We start from the raw sequence: 24224 nt of genomic DNA, 5'->3' as shown, positions 1-24224 counted from the left end.
GTCGACCAATCCGGATCATCATGTTCGGCGCCAACATTAACGTCCGCCATCGGGTCTCTACAGCTCATGAGCCAATTGCCATTTCTGCCGTTTTCCAAACCCACCATCGACGAAGCCACGATTGCCGCTGTGGGTGACGTATTGCGCTCGGGCTGGATTACCAGCGGCCCCAAGGTCCAGGCCTTTGAAGCGCAACTCTCTGAGTATTTTGGCGGGCGCCCGGTGCGCACCTTCAATTCCGGCACCTGCACCATGGAAATCGCCTTACGCATTGCCGGTATCGGGCCGGGCGATGAAGTGATCACCACGCCGATTTCCTGGGTTGCCACCGCCAACGTCATTCTGGAAGTCGGCGCGACGCCGGTGTTTGCCGACATTGACCCGACCACCCGCAACATCGACCTGGATCAGCTGGAAGCGGCAATCACCCCGCGCACCAAAGCGATCATTCCCGTGTACCTCGCCGGTTTGCCGGTGGACATGAGCCGGTTGTATGCGATCGCCAAAAAACACGGATTGCGGATTGTCGAAGACGCCGCGCAAGCCTTGGGCTCGAGCTGGAACGGCCAACGCATTGGCTCAACCGGCGATTTCGTGTCCTTCAGTTTCCAGGCGAACAAGAACGTCACCTCGTCTGAGGGCGGTTGCCTGGTATTGAACAATGACGAGGAAGTGCGACTGGCGCAAAAGTACCGTTTGCAGGGCGTCACCCGTAGCGGCTTCGATGGTCTGGATGTCGATGTGCTGGGCGGTAAGTTCAACATGACCGATGTTGCAGCGACCATTGGTCTGGGGCAGTTTGCTCATATCGAGGCGATCACCGCTCATCGTCGAGAGCTGGCCAGGCACTATTTCGCTTGTTTTGGCGAGGATTTCGAAACGTTGTATGGGGCTCAACTGCCCCCGGCGGATTTCGAGAACACCAACTGGCATTTGTTTCAGCTGGTGCTGCCTGAGCGCAGGGATGGCCAACCGGCACGGGCTACTTTCATGGAACAGATGCAGGCGTTAGGTATCGGCATCGGCTATCACTACCCGCCGATTCACCTGCTGAGTCTTTATCGCGAGCGCGGGTTCAAGGAAGGGATGTTCCCGGTGGCCGAACGAGTCGGTCGCCTGATTGTTTCGCTGCCGATGTTCACCGCCATGACTAAAGCGGATGTCGAGCGGTCGGTGGCAGCGGTGAAGTCCGTACTAAATCCATAGACCCTGTGGGAGCGAGCCTGCTCGCGAAGTGGGAGTGTCAGTTGGCATAACTGTTTGCTGACACACCGCTTTCGCGAGCAGGCTCGCTCCCACATAGATTTCGCAAGGCGACGATTATTCGCCGATGGCAGCCTTGTAACCGGCGGCATCCAGCAGCTTGTCCAGATCGCCAGCGTTGCTTGGCTTGAGCTTGAAGATCCAGGCACCGTACGGGTCGGAGTTGAGCAACTCAGGGTTAGCGCTCAGTTCTTCGTTGATGGCAATCACTTCACCGGCAACCGGGGAGTAGATGTCCGAAGCGGCTTTAACCGACTCCACCACACCGGATTGATCACCGGCAGCGAAGACTGTTCCGACTTCGGTCAGCTCAACGAACACCACGTCGCCCAAGGCTTCCTGAGCGTGATCGCTGATGCCCACGGTGACGCTGCCATCGGCTTCGAGACGGGCCCACTCGTGACTTTCGGCAAAACGCAGGTCGGCAGGAATATCGCTCATGTTCTGTGTCCTCAAGAGAATTGTCAGCGGTCGTTGCCCGCCAAAAAAGGTTAGATCAAGGTTTTGCCATGGCGTACGAAGGTCGGTTTGACCACTCGGACCGGGTACCACTTGCCACGGATTTCCACTTCTGCGCGGTCGGCTGTTGCCATCGGCACGCGCGCCAGTGCTATCGACTTGCTAAGCGTAGGAGAGAAACTACCACTGGTGATCTCCCCTTCGCCAACATTGGCGATGCGGACCACTTGATGAGCGCGCAAAACCCCACGCTCTTCAAGGACCAGACCGACCAGTTTGTGCTGCACGCCACCCGCCCGCTCGGCTTCCAGAGCGCTGCGACCGATGAACTGGCGAGTGGCCGGTTCCCAGGCAATGCTCCAGGCCATGTTGGAGGCCAGTGGTGAAACGTCTTGATGAATGTCCTGACCGTAGAGGTTCATACCGGCTTCGACCCGCAGAGTATCGCGCGCCCCAAGGCCGATCGGCGAGATCCCCGCGCCCACCAGATCGTTAAAGAATCCTGGCGCTTGATTGGCTGGCAGAACGATTTCCAGGCCATCTTCGCCGGTGTAACCCGTGCGTGCGATGAACCAGTCACCATCAGGCTGGCCTTCGAAGGGTTTGAGCATCTGAATCAGGTTGCCGCGGGACTGGGTCACCAGTTCGGAGATTTTGTGCCGGGCCTGAGGACCTTGAATGGCCAGCATCGCCAACTCGGAGCGCTCATTGAGCTGCACATCGAAACCGTCGATATGGGCCTGCATCCAGGCGAGGTCCTGATTGCGGGTGGAGGCGTTGACCACCAGCCGATAACCATCCTCGAGACGGTAGACGATCATGTCGTCGACGATGCCGCCGCGCTCGTTGAGCATGGTGCTGTACAAGGCACGGCCAGGGCTGTGCAGACGTTCGACGTCATTGGCCAGCAAATGCTGGAGCCAGGCCTTGGCCTGAAGGCCACTGACATCAATTACGGTCATGTGGGATACATCGAAAACCCCGCAATCGCGACGCACCTGATGGTGTTCCTCGACCTGCGAGCCGTAATGCAAAGGCATATCCCAACCGCCAAAATCGACCATCTTCGCGCCGAGGGCGAGATGAAGGTCATACAGAGGCGTGCGCTGTCCCATGGGTTTCTCCTTCCGGGCGTGGCGAAGATGCGGGCCGGTGCTGCACGGCTGTAAGCCTTGAAATAGAAGGCTTGCAGCCGATTTCAGCGACCTGATCCGTAGGACGGACCGCACCGAATGCCGCGCATTGTAGCCTCAAGGTGTAGGACTGGCACCTAGGCGTTTCGATGCGCCGAACGTCGAATCAATCCGATGACCGGTAGCAGGCCGACCAAAACCAGAGTCAAGGCCGGCAAAGAGGCCCTCGCCCACTCGCCTTCGCTGGTCATTTCGAAGATCCGCACCGCCAGCGTATCCCAGCCAAACGGGCGCATCAGAAGGGTCGCGGGCATTTCCTTGAGCACATCGACGAACACCAGCAACGCAGCGCTCAACGTTCCTGGCAGCAATAACGGCAGATACACTTTGAAAAACAGTCGTGGCCCACTGACGCCCAGGCTACGTGCCGCTTCGGGCAAAGATGGCCGTATTCGCGCCAGACTACTTTCCAGCGGCCCATAAGCCACCGCGATGAAACGCACCAGGTAGGCCAGCAACAACGCCGACAGGCTGCCCAGCAGCAATGGCTTGCCGGCGCCCCCCAGCCAACCCGACAACGGGATCACCAGTTCGCGATCCAGGTAACTGAAGGCCAGCATGATCGACACCGCCAGCACCGAACCCGGCAAGGCGTAGCCGAGGTTGGCCAGGCTGATGCCGGTGCGGATCGCTCGGGTCGGGGCCAGACGCCGGGCAAACGCCAGCACTAAAGCAACACTGACGGTGATCAGCGCCGCCATGCCGCCCAGGTACAACGTATGGACGATCAGCCCCGCGTAACGCTCATCCAGGTCGAAGCGCCCGCGTTGCCAGAACCACGCCACCAGTTGAAGCACTGGAATGACGAAAGCGCAGGCGAACACCAGACCGCACCAACTCATGGCCGCCAGCGCCTTGAAACCATGCAGGTGATACAGCGCCTTGACCCGTGGTCGTTCGTTACTCGTCCGGTTGGCCCCGCGAGCACGGCGCTCGCCGTACAGCACGATCATCACCACCAACAGCAACAGGCTGGCCAGTTGCGCGGCGGTGGAGAGGCTGAAGAACCCGTACCAGGTCTTGTAGATCGCGGTTGTGAACGTGTCGAAGTTGAACACCGACACCGCACCGAAATCCGCCAGCGTTTCCATCAACGCCAGCGCCACGCCAGCACCGATGGCCGGGCGCGCCATGGGCAACGCGACTCGCCAGAACGCCTGCCATGGAGATTGCCCCAGGACTCGCGCCGCTTCCATCAAGCCTTTGCCCTGAGCCAGGAACGCGGTTCGCGCCAACAGGTAAACGTAGGGATAGAAGACCAGCACCAGGACCAGAATCACGCCGCCAGTGGAGCGCACGCGCGGCAACCTCAAGCCCGAGCCGAACCATTCGCGCAACAGGGTTTGCACGGGGCCGGCAAAATCCAACAGGCCGACGAAGACAAATGCCAGCACGTAGGCGGGAATGGCGAATGGCAGCATCAGGGCCCAGTCCAGCCAACGCCGACCGGGAAATTCGCAGAGGCTGGTGAGCCAGGCGAGACTCACGCCCAAGAGCGTCACGCCGATACCGACGCCGAGCACCAGGGTCAGGGTATTGCCCAGCAGGCGCGGCATCTGGGTATCCCAGAGGTGGGACCAGATCTGATGATCGATGGTTTGCCATGACAACAGCAAAACGCTAAGTGGCAGCAGGACCAGCGCAGCGATGGCGAAGACCAGGGGATACCAGCGGCGTTGGGCGGGGTGGGCCAAGGAGATTCTCTAGAAAATATTTGATTGTGCCCACGCTCTGCGTGGGCACCCATCTTGTGACGCTCTGCGTCACGCTTCGACGCGGAGCGTCGGTGGATGCATTCCCACGCAGAGCGTGGGAACGATCAGGGTCGCAAAGGCGCGAAGTATAACGGTGGACTCAGTTCCAACCCGCCCGATCCATCATCCGAATCGCTTCAGCCTGACGCTTGCCGGCAATTTCCACAGGCAAGGTATCAGCCACAAACTTGCCCCAGCTCGCCACTTCTGCAGAAGGCTGAACCGCAGGGTTGGCCGGGAATTCCTGGTTCACGTCAGCAAAGATCTTCTGCGCTTCCGGTGTGGTCATCCATTCCACCAGGGCCTTGGCCGCTTCCGGGTGCGGGGCGTGTTTGGTCAGGCCGATGCCCGACAGGTTCACGTGCACGCCACGGTCGCCCTGGTTCGGCCAGAACAGCTTCACCGCCAGGTCAGGCTTCTGCTTGTGCAGACGACCGTAGTAGTACGTGTTGACGATCCCGACGTCGCATTGACCCGCGTTGATGGCCTCCAGCACCGCGATGTCATCCGAGAACACGTCGGTGGACAGGTTATTCACCCAGCCCTTGAGAATCTTCTCGGTTTTGTCGGCGCCATGGACTTCGATCATGGTGGCGGTCAGGGACTGGTTGTAGACCTTCTTCGACGTGCGCAGGCACAGGCGGCCTTCCCAGTTCTTGTCGGCCAGACCTTCGTAGGTGGTCAACTCACCGGGTTTCACCCGATCGGTGGAGTAAGCGATGGTCCGCGCCCGCAGACTCAGGCCAGTCCAGGCATGGGCGGAAGAGCGGTATTGCAGCGGGATGTTGGCGTCGATCACCTTGGAGGTGAACGGTTGCAGGATGCCCATTTGCTCGGCCTGCCAGAGATTGCCGGCATCGACGGTCAGCAGCAGATCCGCGGTGGCGTTCTCGCCCTCGGCCTTGATCCGCTGCATCAGCGGCGCTTCCTTGTCGGTGATGAACTTCACCTGCACGCTGGTTTTCGCGGTGTAGGCATCGAAGACCGGTTTGATCAGCTCGTCGATACGCGAGGAGTAAACCACCACCTCGTCAGCGGCCTGGGCAGCAGTGCTACCCATCAGGGTCAGGGCGAGCGCGGTCAGTAGACGCTTCGGTACCAACATGGGAGCGATCTCTCGATTGAAAAATTGAAGCCAAATGATATGGACTCACATTTCGCTTCTCAATCGAACAGTTCGCGGAGGCGTTACCAGATGTTGCGCAGCCTGAAATTGATGGTGGATGTACCGCCGCCTTCGCGAGCAAGCCCGCTCCCACACTTGGAATGCATTTCAAAATGTGGGAGTGAGCCTGCTCGCGAAGGGGCCATCGCCTCAGCGAAAATCTCAGGCCTTGGCAAGTGCCGGCAGATCCCCGGTCAACCCCAGCGCCTCACGCACGAACAGCGCCTTGGCTTCGGGCATTTGGTCGACCATCTTTAACCCGGCATTGCGCAACCAGCGAATCGGCAACGGATCAGCCTGGAACAGGCGCTCGAAGCCCTCCATCGCCGCCATCAACGCCAGGTTGTGGGGCATGCGCCGACGTTCGTAACGGCTGAGCACTTTCACATCAGCCAGACGCTCGCCACGCGTGGCCGCTTGCAACAGCACTTCGGCCAGCACGGCGGCATCGAGAAAACCAAGGTTCACGCCCTGCCCGGCCAATGGGTGAATGGTGTGCGCCGCATCACCGATCAACGCCAAACCTTCAGCCACATAACGCTTGGCATGACGCTGCCGCAGCGGTACGCACAGACGCGGATCGGCGCTGAGCACCTTACCGAGTCGGCCTTCGAAGGCCCGCTCCAGCTCTTTGCAGAAACCCTCGTCATCCAGCGCCATCAGGCCTTCGGCTTCGCTCGGGGTGGTCGACCAGACGATCGAACACCAATCCTGCTGACCGTCACGCTCCAGCGGCAAAAACGCCAGCGGACCGTTGTCGGTGAAGCGCTGCCACGCGGTCAGTTGATGAGGTTTGGTGCTGCGCACGCTGGTGACAATCGCGTGGTGCATGTAGTCCCACTCGCGCGTCGCCATGCCGGTCAGACGCCGAACGGCGGAATTGGCGCCATCCGCTGCGATCACCAAAGGTGCGCGCAAGGTGCGGCCATCAGCCAGGGTCAGCAGCCAGTCATCGCCGGAACGACGCATTTGTTCCAGGCGCGCGTTGGCCAACATTCCGAGATCGCAGTCGTGCAAGCGGTCGAGCAAGGCGTCCTGAACCACACGGTTCTCGACGATATGCCCCAGCACGTCGGCATGCACACTGGCTGCCGAAAAATGGATTTGCCCGGTGCCGCTGCCGTCCCAAACCTGCATGTCGGTGTAGGGGCTGCTGCGCCGATTGGCGATGCCGTCCCAGACGCCCAGACGTTCAAGAATCCGCTGGCTGGCAGCCGATAAGGCGCTCACTCGCGGCTCGAACGAAGCCTGAGCATCGAAGGGTTTGACGCTCAGGGGGCTGCCGTCCAGCAGCAGGACTTCCAGCCCGCTGTCCTGCAACGCCAGCGCCAGGGCGCTGCCGACCATTCCGGCCCCGACAATCAGCAGATCTGCGCGCATTTCCATGCTTTAAGCCTGTCTCGCTTGCGGCTTGAGCCGCACGTAAAGGGTTTTTCCGACCCGCGCCACCAAAGTGCCGGCGCCGTCATGAATATCGACCTGCAATTGCGGCAGGTACTTTTCGCCATCCGCTGTCTGCCGACGGATTTCGTCGAGCAAGGTATCGTCGATTCTGAAGCTGGCGAAGACCGGGCCTTTGCCCGGCGCAATGAAATCGATGTCGGCGGCTTTGTCCCAGACGATGTATTTCGGTCCGAGGTTTTCCAGCAGCATCAGCATGTAGAACGGATCAACCATCGAGTACAGGCTGCCACCAAACTGGGTGCCGACGTAATTTCGGTTGTACCAGCCCAAGCCCATGGACACCCGGATGTCACGGAAATCATCACTGATGTATCTCACTCGGACCCCGGCGCCGAGGTACGGTGGGTAGTAGTTCATCACCCAACACATCAACCGCGCTTTGCCAAACGTGTTGGTCAGCCACTTAAGCATCGGGACGCGTTCCCAAACCCATAGCCTGCCGGGCGAACCAGCGTTTGGCCGGCGGCAACAGGTCCAGCCCGAGCAGACCGATGTTGCGGCCCAGGGAAACCAATGGTTGAGTGCTGCCGAACAAACGGGTGACCTGATCGGAGAAACCCACGGTCAGGTTCTGATCCAGACGCTGACGCTCGCGGTAGGCCTGCAAGGTCGCAAAGTTTCCGGGAGATGTTTCGCTGGCCAGCAACGCATTGGCCAGCGCTTGAGCATCACGCAAAGACAGGTTGAAACCTTGCCCGGCAATCGGGTGCAGGCTGTGGGCAGCATTGCCGAGAATCGCCAGGTGCGGACGCACCTGCTCTTCAGCCTCGATCAATGTCAGCGGGTACAAGTGCCGCGCACCAACCTGCTTCAAAGTGCCGAGGCGATAACCGAACACGCCTTGCAACTCACTGAGGAAGCTCTTTTCATCAAGGGCCGCCAGCCGTTGCGCGTCCATGCCCAATCGAGTCCAGACCAGTGCGCAGCGGTTTTCCGGCAATGGCAACAAGGCCATCGGCCCGTCATCGGTGAAACGCTCGAAGGCCATGCCGTTGTGCGCTTCACTCGGGGTGATGTTGGCAATCAACGCGCTCTGGTTATACGGGCGCTTTTTGATGCCGATCCCCAGTTGCTCGCGCAGGCCGGAACGGCCGCCATCCGCCAGCACCGCAAGATCGCATTCCAGAGTGGTTTCGTCGTTGAGGGTCAGGCGATAGCCATCGGTCAGCGGCTCCATGCGCGTGACTTCCGCCGGGCAACGCCAGCTGATCACGTCCTTGTCCAGACCTTGCCAGAGGCATTGGCCGAGCCAGGCGTTTTCCACCACATAACCCAGCGCCGGAACGCCCTCTTCCATCGCCGACAATCGCGCGGTGGAGAAGCGTCCACGGTCGGAGACATGAATCTGTTTGATCGGCTCGGCGCGGCGGGAGATTTCCTGCCACACGCCCAAGCGTTGATAAATCTGCTTGGCGCCGTAGGACAACGCCGAAGAACGGGCGTCGTAGCTCGGTTGATAGGTGTCGCCGGGGGCAAACGGTTCGATCAGCACGATCTTCCAGCCGCGAGCCTTGGCCCCGGCCTGCAGTGCCAACGCCAGGCTGGCGCCGACCAGACCACCACCGATGATTGCCAGATTGACTCGACTCATGCCGCTTGTGTCCGCGCGGCGGCCATCAAGGCCTCGATCTCGGCGACCGTTTTCGGTACGCCTTTGGTCAGGATTTCACAGCCGGTTTTGGTGACCACTACGTCGTCCTCGATGCGCACGCCAATGCCGCGCCATTTCTTCGCTACGTTCTGGTTGCCCGGGGCAATGTAGATGCCCGGTTCCACGGTCAGCGCCATGCCGACTTCCAGCACACGCCATTCGCCGCCGACCTTGTATTCGCCGACATCATGCACATCCATGCCCAGCCAGTGGCCGGCGCGGTGCATGTAGAACGCTTTATAGGCTTCGCTGGCGATCAACTCGTCGACGTCGCCCTGCAACAGGCCCAACTTCACCAGACCGGCGGTAATCACCCGGACCGTGGCCTCGTGGGCCTGATTCCAGTGTTTGTCCGGGGCGATTTCGGCAAACGCGGCTTCTTGCGACGCCAGCACCAGCTCGTAGATTGCCTTCTGTTCCGCTGAATACTTGCCATTGACCGGCCAGGTGCGGGTGATGTCGCTGGCGTAGCAGTCGATTTCGCAACCGGCATCGATCAGTACCAGATCGCCGTCCTTGAGCACCGCGTCATTCTGCTGGTAATGCAGGATGCAGCTGTTGCGCCCAGCGGCGACGATCGAACCGTAGGCCGGCATTTTCGCCCCGCCTTTGCGGAATTCGTAATCGAGCTCGGCTTCGAGGCTGAACTCATGCAGCCCCACACGACTGGCCTGCATCGCGCGGATGTGTGCCTGTGCGGAAATCCGTGCGGCTTCGCGCATCACTTTCACTTCTGCCGCCGATTTATACAGGCGCATGTCGTGAAGCAGATGATCCAGGGCAACGAATTCGTTCGGCGGCTGGGCGCCGAGGTGCGCTTTAGAGCGGATCACGTTGATCCAGTCCATCAGGTGCCGGTCGAATTCCGGGTTGCTGCCCATGGCCGAATACACCCGGTCACGACCTTCGATCAGGCCCGGCAGGATGTCGTCGATGTCGGTGATGGGGAAGGCGTCGTCGGCGCCAAAGTCGCGAATCGCGCCTTCCTGCCCGGCGCGCAGGCCGTCCCACAACTCTCGCTCGGCATTGCGTTCACGGCAGAACAGTATGTATTCGCCATGTAAACGTCCAGGCATCAAAACGATGACCGCCTGAGGCTCTGGAAAACCGCTGAGGTACTGGAAGTCGCTGTCCTGACGGTAGACGTGCTCGACGTCGCGGTTGCGGATCGCAACGGCGGCGGCGGGCAGGATGGCGATGCTGTTGGGTTCCATCTGCGCCATCAGGGCCTTGCGGCGACGGCTGTATTCCGATTTCGGGATATGAATCATGGGCAGATGGCTTTCCCTGGCGCGCGATTAATGCAACGACGGTTTGGCGGCAGCCGGCGCGTCCGGCTTTTTGTTTTCGGTGAACAGCAGCAGCGGCGCGACGCGCAGGTACTCCATCACTTCCATGTAATCGCTTTCGCCGTCGTCGGACTCTTCCAGGGCGTCTTGCACCTGTGAAATAGCTGCCAGGTCCTGAAGTACTTCGGTGGCCTCGGTGCTCAGCATGCTGCTGTCACGGCAGTTCAGGCCAAAACCGCTGAGGAAACCCTGGCACCATTGGCCCAGTGCGGCGGCGCGGTCGGCCAGTGGTTCGTCATCGGTCGGCAGCAGCAGAACGACGGTCACGTCGTCGCCGGTGAGCTCGCCCTTGACCATCTCCTGCAAGCCGATCAAGGCGTTGCGGACATTATCCTGCGGCTCGCTTTCGAGCAGCTCGGCGGCATCGACCAGCCAGCCTTCGGCATCGAAACCGGCACCGGCGCAGCTGCGGCCGAGCAACAGGCCATGCAGTTCGGCAGGCGAGACATTATGACCGCTGGAAGTCAGCAGTTTGGCGAAGGCTTGGTACGGGGAATTCTGAATGGGCATGGGCAGCTAGGCGCCAGACGGCGCTATGTCTAGAATGAAGGCCTTGTATCCTACATCGACAGACTCGCCAAGACTATTAAAGGCTGTCCGCCAGCTACCACTCATCAAGCACAATTTCAGTGGACACAATGGAAGACACCGACCTGCAAGCGCTGATGGCCAGACTCGAACTGCTAATTACCCGCGTCGAGCAACTAAAGAGTCAAAACGGACTCCTATTAGCTCAGGAAAAGACCTGGCGCGAGGAACGCGCTCACCTCATTGAAAAGAACGAAATCGCCCGGCGTAAGGTCGAATCAATGATTTCGCGCCTCAAGGCCCTGGAGCAAGACTCATGAGTTCAAGCAATAGCGTTACCGTGCAGATCCTCGATAAAGAGTATTCGATCATCTGCCCGCAGGAAGAGCGCAGCAATCTGGTGAGCGCCGCCCGTTACCTGGACGGCAAGATGCGCGAAATCCGCAGCAGCGGCAAAGTCATCGGCGCCGATCGCATCGCCGTGATGGCCGCCCTGAACATCACCCACGATCTCCTGCACAAGGAAGAACGCCCGGATGTACAGGCCAGCGGCTCGACCCGCGAGCAGGTTCGCGACCTGCTGGATCGCGTCGATCTGGTGCTCGCAACCGATCCGGACGTCACCAAGGGCTGAAACGCGAAACCGCTTGGGGTATACTCGCATCACTCCCTGGGGTGCTTGCCAGTTGACCACGTCCCTGAGCCGATTCGCACTACCCTGGAAGTTGCACGTTGGGCTGGTGTGCATGTCCGCTAGACGGAAAGCCTTAAAGCCTACTGCATCTTCCACCTTGAACTTTCGGGTTCAAGGGCTAAGTCAGCAGCGGTTCATCCGGGGAGCCTGATTCCAGTCCGATGCCGGTTTAAATACCGGCATCGGCTTTTTTACGGGTACGCTTTACGTACTCGTACTGCCGAAGCCGAATCCATGACCGAACCTGCGCTGCTGCCCCGCCCGCAACTTCGACGCATGCTGCGCAAGGCCCGCCGCGCACTGACTCCCAGTCAGCAACGCCAGGCCGCTCGCGGGCTGTACAAGCAATTGGCCCAGCAGCCGCTGTTTCGCCGCGCAAAACACATCTCCCTGTATCTGCCCACCGACGGTGAAATCGATCCGCGTGTTTTGCTGCGTGCCGCTCAACGTCGGGGCAAGGCGACTTATCTGCCGGTGCTCAGCGCCTGGCCGCGAACCAAAATGGTGTTCCAGCGAATTCGCCCCGGCGAAAAACTGAAACCCAACCGCTTTCGTATTCTCGAACCCCGGCACAACCTCGCCCGGCAACGCAAAGTCTGGGCGCTTGATCTGGTGTTGTTGCCATTGGTGGGGTTTGACGATGTCGGCGGACGCCTGGGCATGGGCGGTGGTTTCTATGATCGAAGCCTGGCGTACCTGGCACGCCGTAAAAACTGGCGCAAGCCGACGCTATTGGGCCTGGCCCATGAATGTCAGAAGGTCGAGCGATTGGCTCAAGCGAGCTGGGATGTGCCGTTACAGGGAACGGTGACAGACAAGGCGCGGTATTTCGCCGGCTAGACGCCACTGGAATCAGCGGCGTCCGAAGACAGTTTCAGCGTCTGAAGGCCGACGGCTGTTGTTGCTGCGCGATTTCGATCGGAGCGTCTGTCTTGTTGCTCCACAGGCTTTGGGCATAGCCGGTGGTCACGACGCCGAGGCCGAACAAAATAACCAAAATCCATAGTAAATCCGGTTTGCGTTTCATCGATTGCCCCCCAAAGGCACATCAACACGATGACAGCAGCGGTTTCCGTTGTAGGTGTAGGCCGTGCAGCAGCGTCAAGCTTAGAAGGCCGGCATTTTGCGACAACGTGAACCGACACGCAAACGCTGGCGTCAACCGACCGTCGGTTTGTCATAAAATTCCCTGACAACTTGCCCACCCACTTCGCAAGGAGCAAAAACCATGGCTTATTGGCTGATGAAATCCGAGCCCGACGAGCTCTCGATCAAGGGCCTGGAGACGCTTGGCAAAGCGCGCTGGGACGGGGTTCGCAACTACCAGGCGCGTAATTTTCTGCGGGCCATGGCCGTGGGCGACGAGTTTTTCTTCTACCACTCCAGCTGCCCCGAACCGGGGATCGCCGGGATCGGAAAGATTGTCGAAGCCGCGTATCCGGACCCGACGGCGCTGGAGCCGGAGAGTCATTACTTCGATCCGAAAGCCACGGCAGAGAAAAACGCCTGGAGCGCGATCGATGTGGCCCACGTCGAAACGTTCACGAAAGTCCTGAAACTCGATTACCTGAAACAACAAACAGCGCTGGCCGAGATGCCGCTGGTGCAGAAAGGTTCGCGACTGTCGGTTATGCCGGTGACGGCCGAGCAATGGGCGGCGGTGATTGCATTACGGGCTTAAGCCATGCAGCGACTGCAAGAATGCTTTCGCGAGCAGGCTCGCTCCCAGGCCCGCCCGGACAGTGAAGGACTTATTGGATAATGAGGTTGTTGAACAACAGATCCTCAACCACCGGGTTGCCGGTTTCGTCGCTCATGATTTGCTGGGTCTGCTTCAGGGCTTCCTGACGCAGCTTTTCCTTGGCCTCGACGTTGTTCATCGCTTCAGTGGTCTGCTGGGCAAACAACGCCACCAGTTGATTACGAATCAACGGCTCATTGGCTTTCACCAGTTTGGTCGCCTCATCACCGGTCACTCGCAATGCCACATCGGCCTTGTAGACCTTGAGCTTCGGCGTCCCGTCCAGCCCATAGTTGCCCACGAATGGCGGGCTCAGGGTGATGTAATTGACCTTCGGAGCTGCACCTTCTTTGGCTTCTTCGGCCATCGCTGCCACAGGCAGAGACAGGGCCAGCAACAACATGATCCACGCTTTCACAATTCGCTCCTTATCCGGTTTGCGGCCTAGCATAACGACCCGCCGCTCAAGCACAAGCTTATGGCTGACTATCAGGGCCGGGCATGCTCGTTGACCCATCGACTCACACACCTACACTTATCGGCCATCACTCCCAAAGGAATAGCCCTGATGAAAGCCGTGCTGTGCAAAGCCTTCGGCCCTGCCGAATCGCTGGTGCTGGAAGACGTCGCCAGTCCTGTCGCGAAGAAGAATGAAATCCTGCTGGACGTGCACGCCGCCGGGGTGAATTTCCCGGACACGCTGATCATCGAGGGCAAATATCAGTTCAAGCCACCCTTCCCGTTTTCCCCGGGTGGCGAAGCGGCTGGCGTGGTCAGCGAAGTAGGCGAAAAGGTCAGCCACCTCAAGGTCGGCGACCGGGTCATGGCGCTGACCGGCTGGGGCAGTTTCGCCGAACAGGTCGCGGTGCCGGGCTACAACGTGCTGCCCATCCCGCCATCGATGGACTTCAACACCGCCGCCGCGTTCAGCATGACTTACGGCACTTCGATGCACGCGCTCAAGCAACGGGGCAACCTGCAACCGGGTGAAACCTTGCTGGTACTCGGTGCTTCCGGCGGTGTCGGTCTGGCCGCCGTGGAAATCGGCAAAGCCATGGGCGCCCGCGTGATCGCCGCCGCCAGCAGCGCTGAAAAACTCGCGGTGGCCAAAGCTGCCGGCGCCGATGAGCTGATCAATTACAGCGAAACCAGTCTCAAGGACGAAATCAAGCGCCTGACCGATGGCCAGGGCGCCGACGTGATCTACGATCCGGTGGGCGGCGACCTGTTCGACCAGGCCATCCGCGCCATTGCGTGGAACGGCCGCCTGCTGGTGGTCGGCTTCGCCAGCGGACGCATCCCCGAACTCCCCGTGAACCTCGCGCTGCTCAAAGGCGCAGCGGTGGTCGGCGTGTTCTGGGGCTCGTTTGCCCAGCGCCAGCCTCAAGACAACGCGGCGAACTTCCAGCAATTGTTTGGCTGGTTTGCCGAGGGCAAGTTGAAGCCGCTGGTGTCGCAGGTGTATCCACTGAGCAATGCGGCGCAGGCGATCAATGATCTTGGCCAGCGCAAAGCGGTTGGGAAAGTGGTGGTTCAGGTTCGCTGAGCCGAATAAAGCGGTCTGGACTTCAAAATCAAGTTGTCAGGCCGCTTACTTCCCATCCAATCGAAGGACATTTCCCAAAGCCTCGTCCTACCCTGGAGCGAAATGCGGCATGAAGACCCGCAAGTAACGCTTCCTACAACGCCCTACAGTTATACCTGAGCGACATGTTCATAAAAGAACATGCAATCTCCAACATTTCCGCTATTTGACCAATGCGAACCGGTGCTATTTTCGGTAACGAAACTGTAACATTCGCATCCGCAGTCAAAACAAGAAATCTGGAGCTTTTGAATGTTTGCTTTCTTTCGTCCTGCCGCACATCAGGCTCCATTGCCTGAAGAAAAAATAGACAGCACCTACCGACGCCTTCGCTGGCAGATCTTCGCCGGGATTTTCTTTGGCTATGCGGGGTATTACCTGCTGCGCAAGAACTTCTCCCTGGCCATGCCGTACCTGATCGACGAGGGTTACACCCGTGGTCAGCTGGGTTTGGCGATGTCGGCGATCGCGATTGCCTACGGCCTGTCGAAGTTCCTCATGGGACTGGTGTCCGACCGCTCCAACCCGCGTTACTTCCTGCCCTTCGGCCTGCTGGTTTCGGCCGGGGTGATGTTCATTTTCGGTTTCGCGCCCTGGGCTACGTCCAGCGTCACCATGATGTTCATCCTGCTCTTCATCAACGGCTGGGCTCAGGGCATGGGCTGGCCACCGAGCGGCCGGACCATGGTGCACTGGTGGTCGCAGAAGGAACGCGGCGGCGTGGTGTCCGTGTGGAACGTGGCGCACAACGTCGGCGGCGGTTTGATCGGTCCGCTGTTCTTGCTCGGCATGGGCTTGTTCAATGACTGGCACGCTGCGTTCTACGTACCGGCAGTGGTCGCTCTGGCGGTGGCGGTGTTTGCCTTCATGACCATGCGCGACACTCCGCAATCGGTCGGCCTGCCGCCGATCGAGAAGTACAAGAACGACTATCCCGAAGGTTACGACGCCAGCCACGAAGACGAATTCAGCGCCAAGGAAATCTTCGTCAAGTACGTGCTGCGCAACAAAATGCTCTGGTACATCGCCATGGCCAACGTCTTCGTCTACCTGCTGCGCTATGGCGTACTGGACTGGGCACCGACCTATTTGAAAGAAGCCAAAGGTTTCAACGTGGATAAAACCTCGTGGGCGTACTTCTTCTACGAATGGGCCGGGATCCCGGGCACGCTGCTGTGCGGCTGGATGTCGGATAAGATCTTCCGTGGCAACCGTGGCCTGACCGGCATGGTATTCATGGCGTTGGTGACCGTGGCGACCCTGGTGTACTGGCTCAACCCGGCCGGCAACCCGACAGTCGACATGATCGCGCTCGTCTCGATCGGCTTCCTGATTTACGGCCCGGTGATGCTGATCGGCCTGCAAGCGCTGGAATTGGCACCGAAGAAAGCCGCCGGTACGGCAGCGGGCTTCACGGGTCTGTTCGGTTATCTGGGTGGTTCGGTCGCGGCCAGTGCAGCGATGGGCTACACCGTGGACCACTTCGGCTGGGACGGCGGTTTCGTGCTGCTGATCGGCGCATGCTTACTGGCGATGGCCTTCCTGGCCCCGACGCTGCGGCACAAACAAGTCGCCAGTCAGAGCCGCGAAGCAATCGCCTGATCGGCCTTTGATTTGCAGCGCTTGAGCCGCGCCTCCAGATTCCGGTCTGGCATGGCGTGGCTACGCAGGGCGTGGGCGGTCTGCTCGACATAATCGCGAGTAGTGCCGTAACGCCCGCAAGCGTTTTCGAACACGTGGCTCAGCACGTGATCCGGCAAGTTGCCCGCATAGCTGGGCAGATGCCGCTCCAATACAAACCCCAACGCCTGAACCTGACTTCCGTCTTCAAGACGGCAGTTGAGCCAGTGTGGGCGATAAGACGGGAATGGCATTTCGCGCTGCCAAAGTGCGTAAAGAGAGGCTTCAAGTTGTTCTTCAGGCAAACGATAGGCGAAGCCGCTGCAAGAACCACCGCGATCCAGGCCGAATACCAGCCCAGGCACTTCGGGTGTGCCGCGATGTTCGTGGGACCATAAATACAAACCGCGATGGTAGCCATGCACACGACCACGCACTCGCTCCACCGCTGCGCATTCGGGACGCCAGATCAGCGAGCCGTAAGCGAACAGCCACACCGGCCCGCCCTTGTGGCGCGCCATCGTCGACTGCATCGAGCTGAGCAATTGTTCGTGCGTGAGCTGCGGCCCCAGATCGAGCCGCGGAGGGTAAGCCAGATTCAAAAAAGCAGATTCAATGGCACTCATGGCGATGAAATTTCGGCCCTGCAATCATTACAAAATATAAGCAACATTCACGTCATAGAACATATAGCAGTAATACTAAAACGAAAAGTGCTAAGAGACAGTCAACCTTCCGGAGCCGCCATAAGCAATCAAATGCCGAAGCTGAAGGCCTGCCCATATACCCTAATACCATTTAGAAAAACTCTTAAATACCAGAATGAAATATACATAAGCATTCGCGCGTCTAGGATAAAGACCACTTAGGAGAAACTTCCTACACATCCTTCAGCTTTTCCATCTGCCCGTTGCGGTATGTATTGCGTATAACGACCACCCCAGGCGCAAGCCAAACTGCCTTACAGGCCCTGAACAATGAAAAAACCATGGATTTACGGACTACTTCTGGTGCTCATGGCGCGGCTTTCGCTGGCAGAAGATACCGCAGGGAAAGACACGGGCTCCTGGTATTTGCAGGCCAGCGTCTACACCAAACACTACTCCGACGACTCCGATCACAATAACAATCAGGACCTCATCGGCCTTGAGCGTGAGCAAGCGTCCGGCTGGTTGTTTGGCGGTGCAACTTTTCGTAACTCGTTCAGCCAGCGTTCATATTATGCGTATGCGGGCAAACGCTACGAGAGCGCCGACTATCCCGTGTACATCAAACTGAGTGGTGGTTTGCTACAAGGTTACAGCGGCAAGTCCAAGGACAAGATCCCCCTGAATCACTTCGGCGTCGCGCCGGTGATCATTCCTTCAATCGGTGCACACTACGGACCGGTTGCAGCCGAGCTGGTGTTGCTCGGCTTCAATGCCGTCATGGTGACGACTGGGGTGCGCTTCTAGAACGGCTCGCCCACCTAGGATCGCGGGGCGTAAGCAAATACATCGGCGCGCATTTGATGGGCGTCCATCCCGGCTTCGACCAAAGCATCCAGTGTGCCGTAGACCATGGCCGGAGAGCCGCTGGCGTAGACATGCAAGGATTTCAGATCCGGAAAGTCCTCACACACCGCTTCGTGCAACATGCCGCAACGTCCCTGCCAGCCACATGAATCGCTGACGATTTTATGCAGGAACAGATTGGGCAGCTTGAGCCATTGATCCCAATGTTCGACCTCATAAAAGTCCTCGGGACGACGCACGCCCCAATACAGATGCACTGGATGTTTGAAGCCCGTGGCACGGCAATGTTCGATCAGGCTATGAATCTGGCCCATGCCGGTGCCCGCAGCGATTAGTACCAATGGCCCATCGGGCAATTCCGCCAAATGTGTATCGCCGAACGGCATTTCGATCCGAACCATGGCGTTGCGTTGCAACTGGTCGATCAGGCTCAGCGCACTACTTTCGCGCGCCAGTACATGAATTTCCAGATCACGCCCGCCATGCGGTGCCGAGGCCAGGGAGAACGCGGATTTCTCACCATTCTCGCGCTCGATCATCAAGTACTGACCGGCGTGATAACGCGGCGGCTTGCCGGCCGGCGCTCGCAGACGCACACGCCAGGTATCGCCGCCGACGTCCCTGCATTCAATGACCTGACACGACAAGCTGCGCACCGGTAATTCTCCCAGCGCGAGCACGCCATCCCACAGCACGATGCAGTCTTCCAGCGGCTCTGCAATGCAAGTGTAGAACTCGCCATGGTCGCGCACACCGCCTTCCTGTTCGACCCGCCCTTCCACCAGCAGTGCGGCGCACACGTGGCAATTGCCGTTTCGACAGCTTTGCGGGCATTCGTAGCCCAAACGCCGCGCGCCATCGAGAATCCGCTCGCCGGGCAGAATCTGTAGCACTGCTCCGGAGGGCTGCAAGGTTACACGCATCAATCTATTCCTAACTGATTCCAGATGGCATCGATCCGCTGGGTAACGGCTTCGTCCTTGACGATCACCCGGCCCCACTCGCGAGTGGTTTCGCCCGGCCATTTATGCGTGGCATCGAGCCCCATCTTCGAACCCAGGCCGGAAACCGGCGAGGCGAAGTCCAGGTAATCGATCGGCGTGTTGTCGATCATCACCGTATCGCGCTTGGGGTCCATGCGCGTGGTGATGGCCCAGATCACGTCGTTCCAGTCGCGTGCGTTGATGTCGTCATCACAGACGATAACGAACTTGGTGTACATGAACTGTCGCAAAAACGACCAGACACCCAGCATTACCCGCTTGGCATGGCCGGGATACGACTTCTTCATGGTCACGATGGCCATGCGGTACGAGCAGCCTTCGGGCGGCAGGTAGAAGTCGGTGATCTCGGGGAACTGCTTTTGCAGGATCGGCACGAACACTTCGTTCAGCGCCACGCCGAGAATCGCCGGCTCATCAGGTGGGCGGCCGGTGTAGGTGCTGTGGTAAATCGGTTTGATGCGGTGGGTGATACGCTCGACGGTGAACACCGGGAAGCTGTCGACTTCGTTGTAGTAGCCGGTGTGGTCGCCGTACGGGCCTTCATCAGCCATTTCGCCCGGATGGATCACGCCTTCGAGGATGATCTCGGCGGTGGCCGGCACTTGCAGGTCGTTGCCTCGGCACTTCACCAGTTCGGTGCGGTTGCCGCGCAGCAGACCGGCGAAGGCATATTCGGAGAGGCTGTCCGGCACCGGCGTCACGGCACCGAGAATGGTCGCCGGGTCAGCGCCCAACGCCACGGACACCGGGAACGGCTGGCCCGGATGCTTCTCGCACCACTCGCGATAATCCAGCGCGCCGCCACGGTGGCTCAGCCAACGCATGATGACCTTGTTGCGGCCAATCACTTGCTGACGATAGATGCCGAGGTTCTGGCGATCCTTGTTCGGACCTTTGGTGACGGTCAGACCCCAGGTGATCAGCGGGCCAACGTCACCGGGCCAGCAGGTCTGCACCGGCAGCATCGCGAGATCGACGTCGTCGCCTTCGATGACCACTTCCTGGCACACCGCGTCTTTGACGACTTTCGGCGCCATGGCGATGATCTTGCGGAAGATCGGCAGCTTGGACCAGGCATCTTTCAGGCCTTTCGGTGGCTCGGGTTCCTTGAGGAACGCCAGCAGTTTGCCGATCTCGCGCAATTCGCTGACCGCTTCTGCACCCATGCCCAGCGCCACGCGCTCAGGGGTGCCGAACAGGTTGCCGAGCACAGGGATGTCATAACCCGTGGGCTTTTCGAAAAGCAGGGCCGGACCTTTGGCACGCAAGGTGCGGTCGCAGACCTCGGTCATTTCGAGCACTGGGGACACCGGAACCTGGATGCGCTTGAGTTCGCCGCGCTTTTCCAGGCCGCTGATAAAGTCGCGCAAGTCGCGATACTGCATGCGTGAGCCTCGTGTTGGCCGTGCCGTTCGGGGGTGGCAGTTTAGCGCCGAACCCCTCTATTCAGAACCACGAACTGCCGGTTCATCAAAAATCAGATAGCAAAAAGCCGGGTTTCCCCGGCTTTTTGGCCTGTTCGACTTACTTGCGTTTCATCGACAGGAAGAACTCATCGTTGGTCTTGGTCGTTTTCAACTTGTCGACCAGGAACTCGATGGCAGCGATTTCGTCCATCGGGTGCAACAGCTTGCGAAGGATCCACATGCGTTGCAACTCGTCGTCGGCAGTCAGCAACTCTTCGCGGCGGGTGCCGGAACGGTTGATGTTGATGGCCGGGAAGACGCGTTTTTCGGCGATACGACGATCCAGCGGCAGTTCCATGTTGCCCGTGCCTTTGAATTCTTCGTAGATCACTTCGTCCATCTTCGAGCCGGTTTCAACCAGCGCGGTGGCGATGATGGTCAGCGAACCGCCTTCTTCGATGTTCCGCGCGGCGCCGAAGAAACGTTTCGGTTTCTCCAGGGCGTGGGCATCGACACCACCGGTGAGTACTTTGCCGGAGCTCGGGATCACGGTGTTGTAGGCGCGAGCCAGACGAGTGATGGAGTCGAGCAGGATCACCACGTCCTTCTTGTGTTCGACCAGGCGCTTGGCCTTCTCGATCACCATCTCGGCAACCTGCACGTGGCGGGTTGGCGGCTCGTCGAACGTCGAGGCAACCACTTCGCCGCGCACGGTGCGCTGCATTTCGGTCACTTCTTCCGGACGTTCGTCGATCAGCAATACGATCAGATGAACTTCAGGATTGTTACGTGCGATGTTTGCCGCGATGTTCTGCAGCATGATGGTTTTACCGGCTTTCGGCGGTGCAACGATCAGACCGCGCTGACCTTTGCCGATCGGGGCGCACAGGTCGATGACACGACCGGTCAAGTCTTCGGTGGAACCGTTGCCGGCTTCCATCTTCATGCGCACGGTCGGGAACAGCGGGGTCAGGTTCTCGAAGAGAATCTTGTTTTTCGCGTTCTCGGGACGATCGTAGTTGATCGTGTCGACCTTGAGCAGCGCGAAATAACGCTCGCCTTCCTTGGGAGGGCGGATCTTGCCAACGATGGTGTCACCGGTGCGCAAGTTGAAGCGACGGATCTGGCTCGGCGAGACGTAAATATCGTCTGGGCCGGCGAGATAGGAAGCGTCAGCGGAGCGAAGGAAGCCGAAGCCGTCCTGGAGAATCTCCAGCACGCCATCACCGGAGATTTCCTCGCCGCTTTTAGCGTGCTTTTTGAGCAGGGAGAAAATCACGTCCTGCTTGCGCGAACGGGCCATATTTTCTATGCCCATCTGTTCGGCCAATTCGAGCAGTTCGGTAATCGGCTTTTGCTTGAGTTCAGTCAGATTCATATAGGAATGACGTAATCATTTATGGAGGGGGGGAAATTAAGCTTTTGGCTTAATGAGGCCGCGCCGCAGAGAAGGCGACAGGATCGCGTACTTATTCGAAAAGGAGTGCGTCGGCGACGGCTAGCAGGGGGCAGTGGAGAAACCAGTGCGGGGCCGAATGTACCACCTGAGTTTCGGAGCGTCTAGCCCTGAATAACGAAAAGGCCCCGCAATGTGCGGGGCCTTTTTGATGACGCTTGAACGACGCTTAGATGTTGGCGTCGAGGAAGGCAGCCAGTTGCGACTTCGACAGCGCGCCAACCTTGGTTGCTTCAACGTTGCCGTTCTTGAACAGCATCAGAGTCGGGATACCACGCACGCCGTGCTTGGCCGGGGTTTCCTGATTTTCGTCGATGTTCAGTTTGGCAACGGTCAGCTTGCCTTTGTAGGTTTCAGCAATTTCGTCCAGAACAGGAGCGATCATTTTGCAAGGGCCGCACCATTCAGCCCAGTAGTCGACCAGTACAGCGCCTTCGGCCTTGAGGACGTCGACGTCGAAGCTAGCGTCGGTGACGTGTTTAATAAGATCGCTGCTCATGGAAGTCTCCAGGTTGTAAGCAAAAAAACGTGGCCCATCATAGCTGCCCTTCCCTCGTTCAGGAAGGTGCAGATGATTGAGTCTCGCTATGGTGCCGCATGAGTTTGGGTATAGCCCAAGTCACGAGGTGGCGGGAGCGACGAAGGCAATTCCTGTTCGCAGTGCCGCGTTACGCACATGTTCGTGCATGGCCTTCTGCGCAGCACCGGACGCCCGCCGGGCCAGCGCGCGGAGGATTTTGCGGTGTTCCTGCCAGGTTTCCATGGCCCGCTCTGCCCGGATAAACGGTAGTTTCTGGCTCTCCAGAAAGATGTCGGCGCTGGCCGTCAGGATGCTCAGCATCGCCTGATTGCCGCTCGCCAGCAGGATGCGCCGGTGAAACTCGAAATCCAGGCGCGCCGCGGCCTCGAAGTCGCTGGCCTTCAATTCGATGCGCATCGCGGCGACGTTATCTTCCAGTGCATCGAGCTCGTGAGTACTCAGGGTCACCGCCGCCAAACCGGCGGCAAAACCTTCCAGGGCATAGCGCAACTGGAAGATGTCCAGCGGCGAGGCTTGCGCCGCAAATGGCCAACTCACCGCCGCATCACCTCGCGGCAAATCAACCGGTGACTGCACGAACACGCCTTTGCCCGGCTGGATGCTGATCACCCCCAACGCACTCAATGACGACAACGCTTCACGCAGCGACGCACGACTGACGCCCAATTGCACCGCCAAATCCCGTTGCGAGGGCAAGGCATCGCCCGGCCCGAAACCTTGTTCGGTGATCAGTTTACGGATGGCTTGCAGCGCCACTTCGGGTACGGCGCGGGAGATCGAGTTCATGGTTTTTCAGACGAACCAGGCCAATGAGCGGTTAGTTGTAAAGCTATTCGCGACGCCCGGCAAGTCGTGCCCCATGGGGGTTCGACGGATTCCGGCGATGCGCTATCGGGGTGCAAAACCACGCACGACTGTTCAGACCAGTAAGACCGAGAGACTCCAGCAAAACCGTGGCCTTGCGCCCCCAAAACCCGATATTGGCACGGCCCATGCTCTGTCGATCCGCAGAAATCACTTCTCGCCGATTCGGAGATTTGCCATGACCTTGCGTTACCGCGCCCTCCTCGCAACCCTGTTTGCCAGCCTGATGCTCAGTCAGGCGCCCGCCCACGCCGACGGTCTGGAGGATGTGGTCAAGCGCGGCGTCCTCAAGGTTGCCGTACCTCAGGACTTCCCGCCCTTCGGCTCGGTCGGCCCGGACATGAAACCGCGCGGCCTGGACATCGATACTGCAAAACTGCTGGCCGACCAACTCAAGGTCAAACTCGAGCTGACGCCGGTCAACAGCACCAACCGTATTCCGTTCCTGACCACCGGCAAGGTTGATCTGGTGATTTCCAGCCTCGGCAAGAACCCCGAGCGCGAGAAGGTCATCGACTTCTCCCGTGCCTACGCGCCGTTCTACCTCGCCGTATTCGGCCCGCCGGAAGCCGACATCAAAAGCCTGGACGACCTCAAGGGCAAAACCATCAGCGTCACCCGTGGCGCCATCGAAGACATCGAGCTGACCAAAGTCGCGCCCGAAGGTGTGACCATCAAGCGCTTCGAAGACAACAACTCGACCATCGCCGCCTACCTCGCCGGGCAAGTCGATCTGATCGCCAGCGGCAACGTGGTGATGGTGACCATCAGCGAGCGCAACCCGAAACGCATTCCGGCGCTGAAAGTGAAGCTCAAGGATTCGCCGGTCTACGTCGGCGTAAACAAAAACGAGCCGGCGCTGCTGGACAAGGTCAACCAGATCCTCGCCACCGCCAAGACTGACGGCGCGCTGGAGAAGAACTCCCGGACCTGGCTCAAAGAGCCGCTACCGGCCGATCTCTGATCGTCGTTG

26 protein-coding genes and 1 other RNA gene are annotated in these 24224 nt (G+C 59.3%); 10 read left to right on the top strand and 17 right to left on the bottom strand.

Translation table 11 applies throughout. The features are described 5' to 3' along the window. Window positions 1-66 precede the first annotated feature (66 nt). Entirely contained in the window at window positions 67-1206 is a 1140-nt protein-coding gene (locus JFU47_RS18650; protein WP_201184790.1) for a DegT/DnrJ/EryC1/StrS family aminotransferase, read from the top strand. A gap of 114 nt (window positions 1207-1320) precedes the next feature. Here the strand turns inward: JFU47_RS18650 and gcvH are convergent, their stop codons facing one another. From gcvH to JFU47_RS18605, 9 genes are all read right to left on the bottom strand, one after another. Then, window positions 1321-1704, bottom strand: a complete 384-nt coding sequence (gene gcvH / locus JFU47_RS18645) for a glycine cleavage system protein GcvH (RefSeq protein ID WP_074871817.1) — start codon at window positions 1702-1704, stop codon at window positions 1321-1323. A 50-nt stretch (window positions 1705-1754) separates the two neighbouring features. Further along, window positions 1755-2837: a glycine cleavage system aminomethyltransferase GcvT gene (gene gcvT / locus JFU47_RS18640; RefSeq protein WP_201184788.1), complete on the bottom strand. Its 1083-nt coding sequence runs from the start codon at window positions 2835-2837 to the stop codon at window positions 1755-1757. A 155-nt stretch (window positions 2838-2992) separates the two neighbouring features. Continuing rightward, window positions 2993-4609, bottom strand: coding sequence for an ABC transporter permease (locus tag JFU47_RS18635; protein ID WP_201184786.1), 1617 nt, complete (start codon window positions 4607-4609; stop codon window positions 2993-2995). 160 nt (window positions 4610-4769) lie between these two features. Next, window positions 4770-5774: an extracellular solute-binding protein gene (locus tag JFU47_RS18630; RefSeq protein WP_201184784.1), complete on the bottom strand. Its 1005-nt coding sequence runs from the start codon at window positions 5772-5774 to the stop codon at window positions 4770-4772. A gap of 222 nt (window positions 5775-5996) precedes the next feature. Then, window positions 5997-7214, bottom strand: a complete 1218-nt coding sequence (locus tag JFU47_RS18625; RefSeq protein ID WP_201185272.1) for a 2-octaprenyl-3-methyl-6-methoxy-1,4-benzoquinol hydroxylase — start codon at window positions 7212-7214, stop codon at window positions 5997-5999. A 9-nt stretch (window positions 7215-7223) separates the two neighbouring features. Then, on the bottom strand, window positions 7224-7709 hold the full coding sequence (locus tag JFU47_RS18620; RefSeq protein ID WP_201184782.1) for a DUF4442 domain-containing protein: 486 nt from the start codon (window positions 7707-7709) through the stop codon (window positions 7224-7226). After that, complete coding sequence (ubiH, locus tag JFU47_RS18615) at window positions 7702-8889, bottom strand: 2-octaprenyl-6-methoxyphenyl hydroxylase (RefSeq protein WP_201184781.1); 1188 nt, start codon at window positions 8887-8889, stop codon at window positions 7702-7704. The genes JFU47_RS18620 and ubiH overlap by 8 nt, the downstream gene beginning before the upstream one ends. Then, window positions 8886-10220, bottom strand: a complete 1335-nt coding sequence (pepP, locus tag JFU47_RS18610; protein WP_140675315.1) for a Xaa-Pro aminopeptidase — start codon at window positions 10218-10220, stop codon at window positions 8886-8888. The genes ubiH and pepP overlap by 4 nt, the downstream gene beginning before the upstream one ends. A 27-nt stretch (window positions 10221-10247) precedes the next feature. Further along, window positions 10248-10808 carry a YecA/YgfB family protein gene (locus JFU47_RS18605; protein WP_102616160.1) on the bottom strand — a complete coding sequence of 187 codons (561 nt, stop codon included), beginning with the start codon at window positions 10806-10808 and terminating at the stop codon, window positions 10248-10250. Window positions 10809-10936: 128 nt separating this feature from the next. Between JFU47_RS18605 and JFU47_RS18600 the strand changes: the two genes are divergently transcribed. From JFU47_RS18600 to JFU47_RS18585, 4 genes are all read left to right on the top strand, one after another. Continuing rightward, window positions 10937-11146: a TIGR02449 family protein gene (locus JFU47_RS18600; RefSeq protein WP_007982902.1), complete on the top strand. Its 210-nt coding sequence runs from the start codon at window positions 10937-10939 to the stop codon at window positions 11144-11146. Next, window positions 11143-11460, top strand: a complete 318-nt coding sequence (locus JFU47_RS18595) for a cell division protein ZapA (protein WP_007942435.1) — start codon at window positions 11143-11145, stop codon at window positions 11458-11460. The genes JFU47_RS18600 and JFU47_RS18595 overlap by 4 nt, the downstream gene beginning before the upstream one ends. A 30-nt stretch (window positions 11461-11490) precedes the next feature. Beyond that, a non-coding RNA gene (gene ssrS / locus JFU47_RS18590) (6S RNA) lies at window positions 11491-11669 on the top strand. 85 nt (window positions 11670-11754) lie between these two features. Continuing rightward, the gene (locus tag JFU47_RS18585; RefSeq protein ID WP_140675317.1) at window positions 11755-12360 is read left to right on the top strand and encodes a 5-formyltetrahydrofolate cyclo-ligase; all 606 of its coding nucleotides are present in this window, start codon (window positions 11755-11757) and stop codon (window positions 12358-12360) included. A 34-nt stretch (window positions 12361-12394) separates the two neighbouring features. On the opposite strand, the gene JFU47_RS18580 is transcribed toward JFU47_RS18585, so the two are convergent. Then, window positions 12395-12547, bottom strand: coding sequence for a hypothetical protein (locus tag JFU47_RS18580; RefSeq protein ID WP_140675320.1), 153 nt, complete (start codon window positions 12545-12547; stop codon window positions 12395-12397). Between the two features lie 201 nt (window positions 12548-12748). On the opposite strand from JFU47_RS18580, the gene JFU47_RS18575 reads away from it, so the two are divergent. Continuing rightward, on the top strand, window positions 12749-13201 hold the full coding sequence (locus JFU47_RS18575; protein WP_201184779.1) for an EVE domain-containing protein: 453 nt from the start codon (window positions 12749-12751) through the stop codon (window positions 13199-13201). Window positions 13202-13271: 70 nt separating this feature from the next. On the opposite strand, the gene JFU47_RS18570 is transcribed toward JFU47_RS18575, so the two are convergent. Beyond that, window positions 13272-13679, bottom strand: a complete 408-nt coding sequence (locus JFU47_RS18570; protein ID WP_074871839.1) for a flagellar basal body-associated protein FliL — start codon at window positions 13677-13679, stop codon at window positions 13272-13274. 150 nt (window positions 13680-13829) lie between these two features. On the opposite strand from JFU47_RS18570, the gene JFU47_RS18565 reads away from it, so the two are divergent. Together JFU47_RS18565 and glpT are read left to right on the top strand one after the other, a co-directional pair. After that, window positions 13830-14807, top strand: a complete 978-nt coding sequence (locus JFU47_RS18565) for an NADPH:quinone oxidoreductase family protein (RefSeq protein ID WP_008150352.1) — start codon at window positions 13830-13832, stop codon at window positions 14805-14807. 291 nt (window positions 14808-15098) lie between these two features. Next, a complete protein-coding gene (gene glpT / locus JFU47_RS18560; RefSeq protein ID WP_201184778.1) occupies window positions 15099-16448 on the top strand; it encodes a glycerol-3-phosphate transporter in 1350 nt (449 codons plus the stop codon). Here the strand turns inward: glpT and JFU47_RS18555 are convergent. Further along, a complete protein-coding gene (locus JFU47_RS18555) occupies window positions 16424-17092 on the bottom strand; it encodes a gamma-glutamylcyclotransferase (protein ID WP_129440131.1) in 669 nt (222 codons plus the stop codon). The two genes, glpT and JFU47_RS18555, sit on opposite strands and share 25 nt — an antisense overlap. 351 nt (window positions 17093-17443) lie before the next feature. On the opposite strand from JFU47_RS18555, the gene JFU47_RS18550 reads away from it, so the two are divergent. Beyond that, a complete protein-coding gene (locus tag JFU47_RS18550) occupies window positions 17444-17920 on the top strand; it encodes a sn-glycerol-3-phosphate transporter (RefSeq protein ID WP_170206232.1) in 477 nt (158 codons plus the stop codon). A 14-nt stretch (window positions 17921-17934) separates the two neighbouring features. On the opposite strand, the gene JFU47_RS18545 is transcribed toward JFU47_RS18550, so the two are convergent. The 5 genes from JFU47_RS18545 to JFU47_RS18525 form a co-directional block, all read right to left on the bottom strand. After that, on the bottom strand, window positions 17935-18903 hold the full coding sequence (locus JFU47_RS18545; RefSeq protein WP_201184776.1) for a CDP-6-deoxy-delta-3,4-glucoseen reductase: 969 nt from the start codon (window positions 18901-18903) through the stop codon (window positions 17935-17937). Then, window positions 18903-20369 carry a 4-hydroxy-3-polyprenylbenzoate decarboxylase gene (ubiD, locus tag JFU47_RS18540; RefSeq protein WP_046045118.1) on the bottom strand — a complete coding sequence of 489 codons (1467 nt, stop codon included), beginning with the start codon at window positions 20367-20369 and terminating at the stop codon, window positions 18903-18905. The genes JFU47_RS18545 and ubiD overlap by 1 nt, the downstream gene beginning before the upstream one ends. 139 nt (window positions 20370-20508) lie before the next feature. Then, window positions 20509-21768: a transcription termination factor Rho gene (rho, locus tag JFU47_RS18535; protein WP_007942421.1), complete on the bottom strand. Its 1260-nt coding sequence runs from the start codon at window positions 21766-21768 to the stop codon at window positions 20509-20511. 247 nt (window positions 21769-22015) lie between these two features. Continuing rightward, a complete protein-coding gene (trxA, locus tag JFU47_RS18530; protein WP_008150340.1) occupies window positions 22016-22345 on the bottom strand; it encodes a thioredoxin TrxA in 330 nt (109 codons plus the stop codon). A gap of 120 nt (window positions 22346-22465) precedes the next feature. Further along, the gene (locus JFU47_RS18525; protein ID WP_201184775.1) at window positions 22466-23173 is read right to left on the bottom strand and encodes a FadR/GntR family transcriptional regulator; all 708 of its coding nucleotides are present in this window, start codon (window positions 23171-23173) and stop codon (window positions 22466-22468) included. 256 nt (window positions 23174-23429) lie between these two features. On the opposite strand from JFU47_RS18525, the gene JFU47_RS18520 reads away from it, so the two are divergent. After that, on the top strand, window positions 23430-24215 hold the full coding sequence (locus JFU47_RS18520) for a transporter substrate-binding domain-containing protein (protein WP_201184773.1): 786 nt from the start codon (window positions 23430-23432) through the stop codon (window positions 24213-24215). The last annotated feature ends 9 nt before the right edge of the window (window positions 24216-24224 follow it).

It is taken from the genome of Pseudomonas sp. TH39(2020) (assembly GCF_016650715.1).
Lineage (GTDB): Bacteria > Pseudomonadota > Gammaproteobacteria > Pseudomonadales > Pseudomonadaceae > Aquipseudomonas > Aquipseudomonas mandelii_C.
The sequence above is the reverse complement of the archived record's forward strand: the minus strand, read 5'-3'. Positions and strand labels throughout refer to the sequence as shown.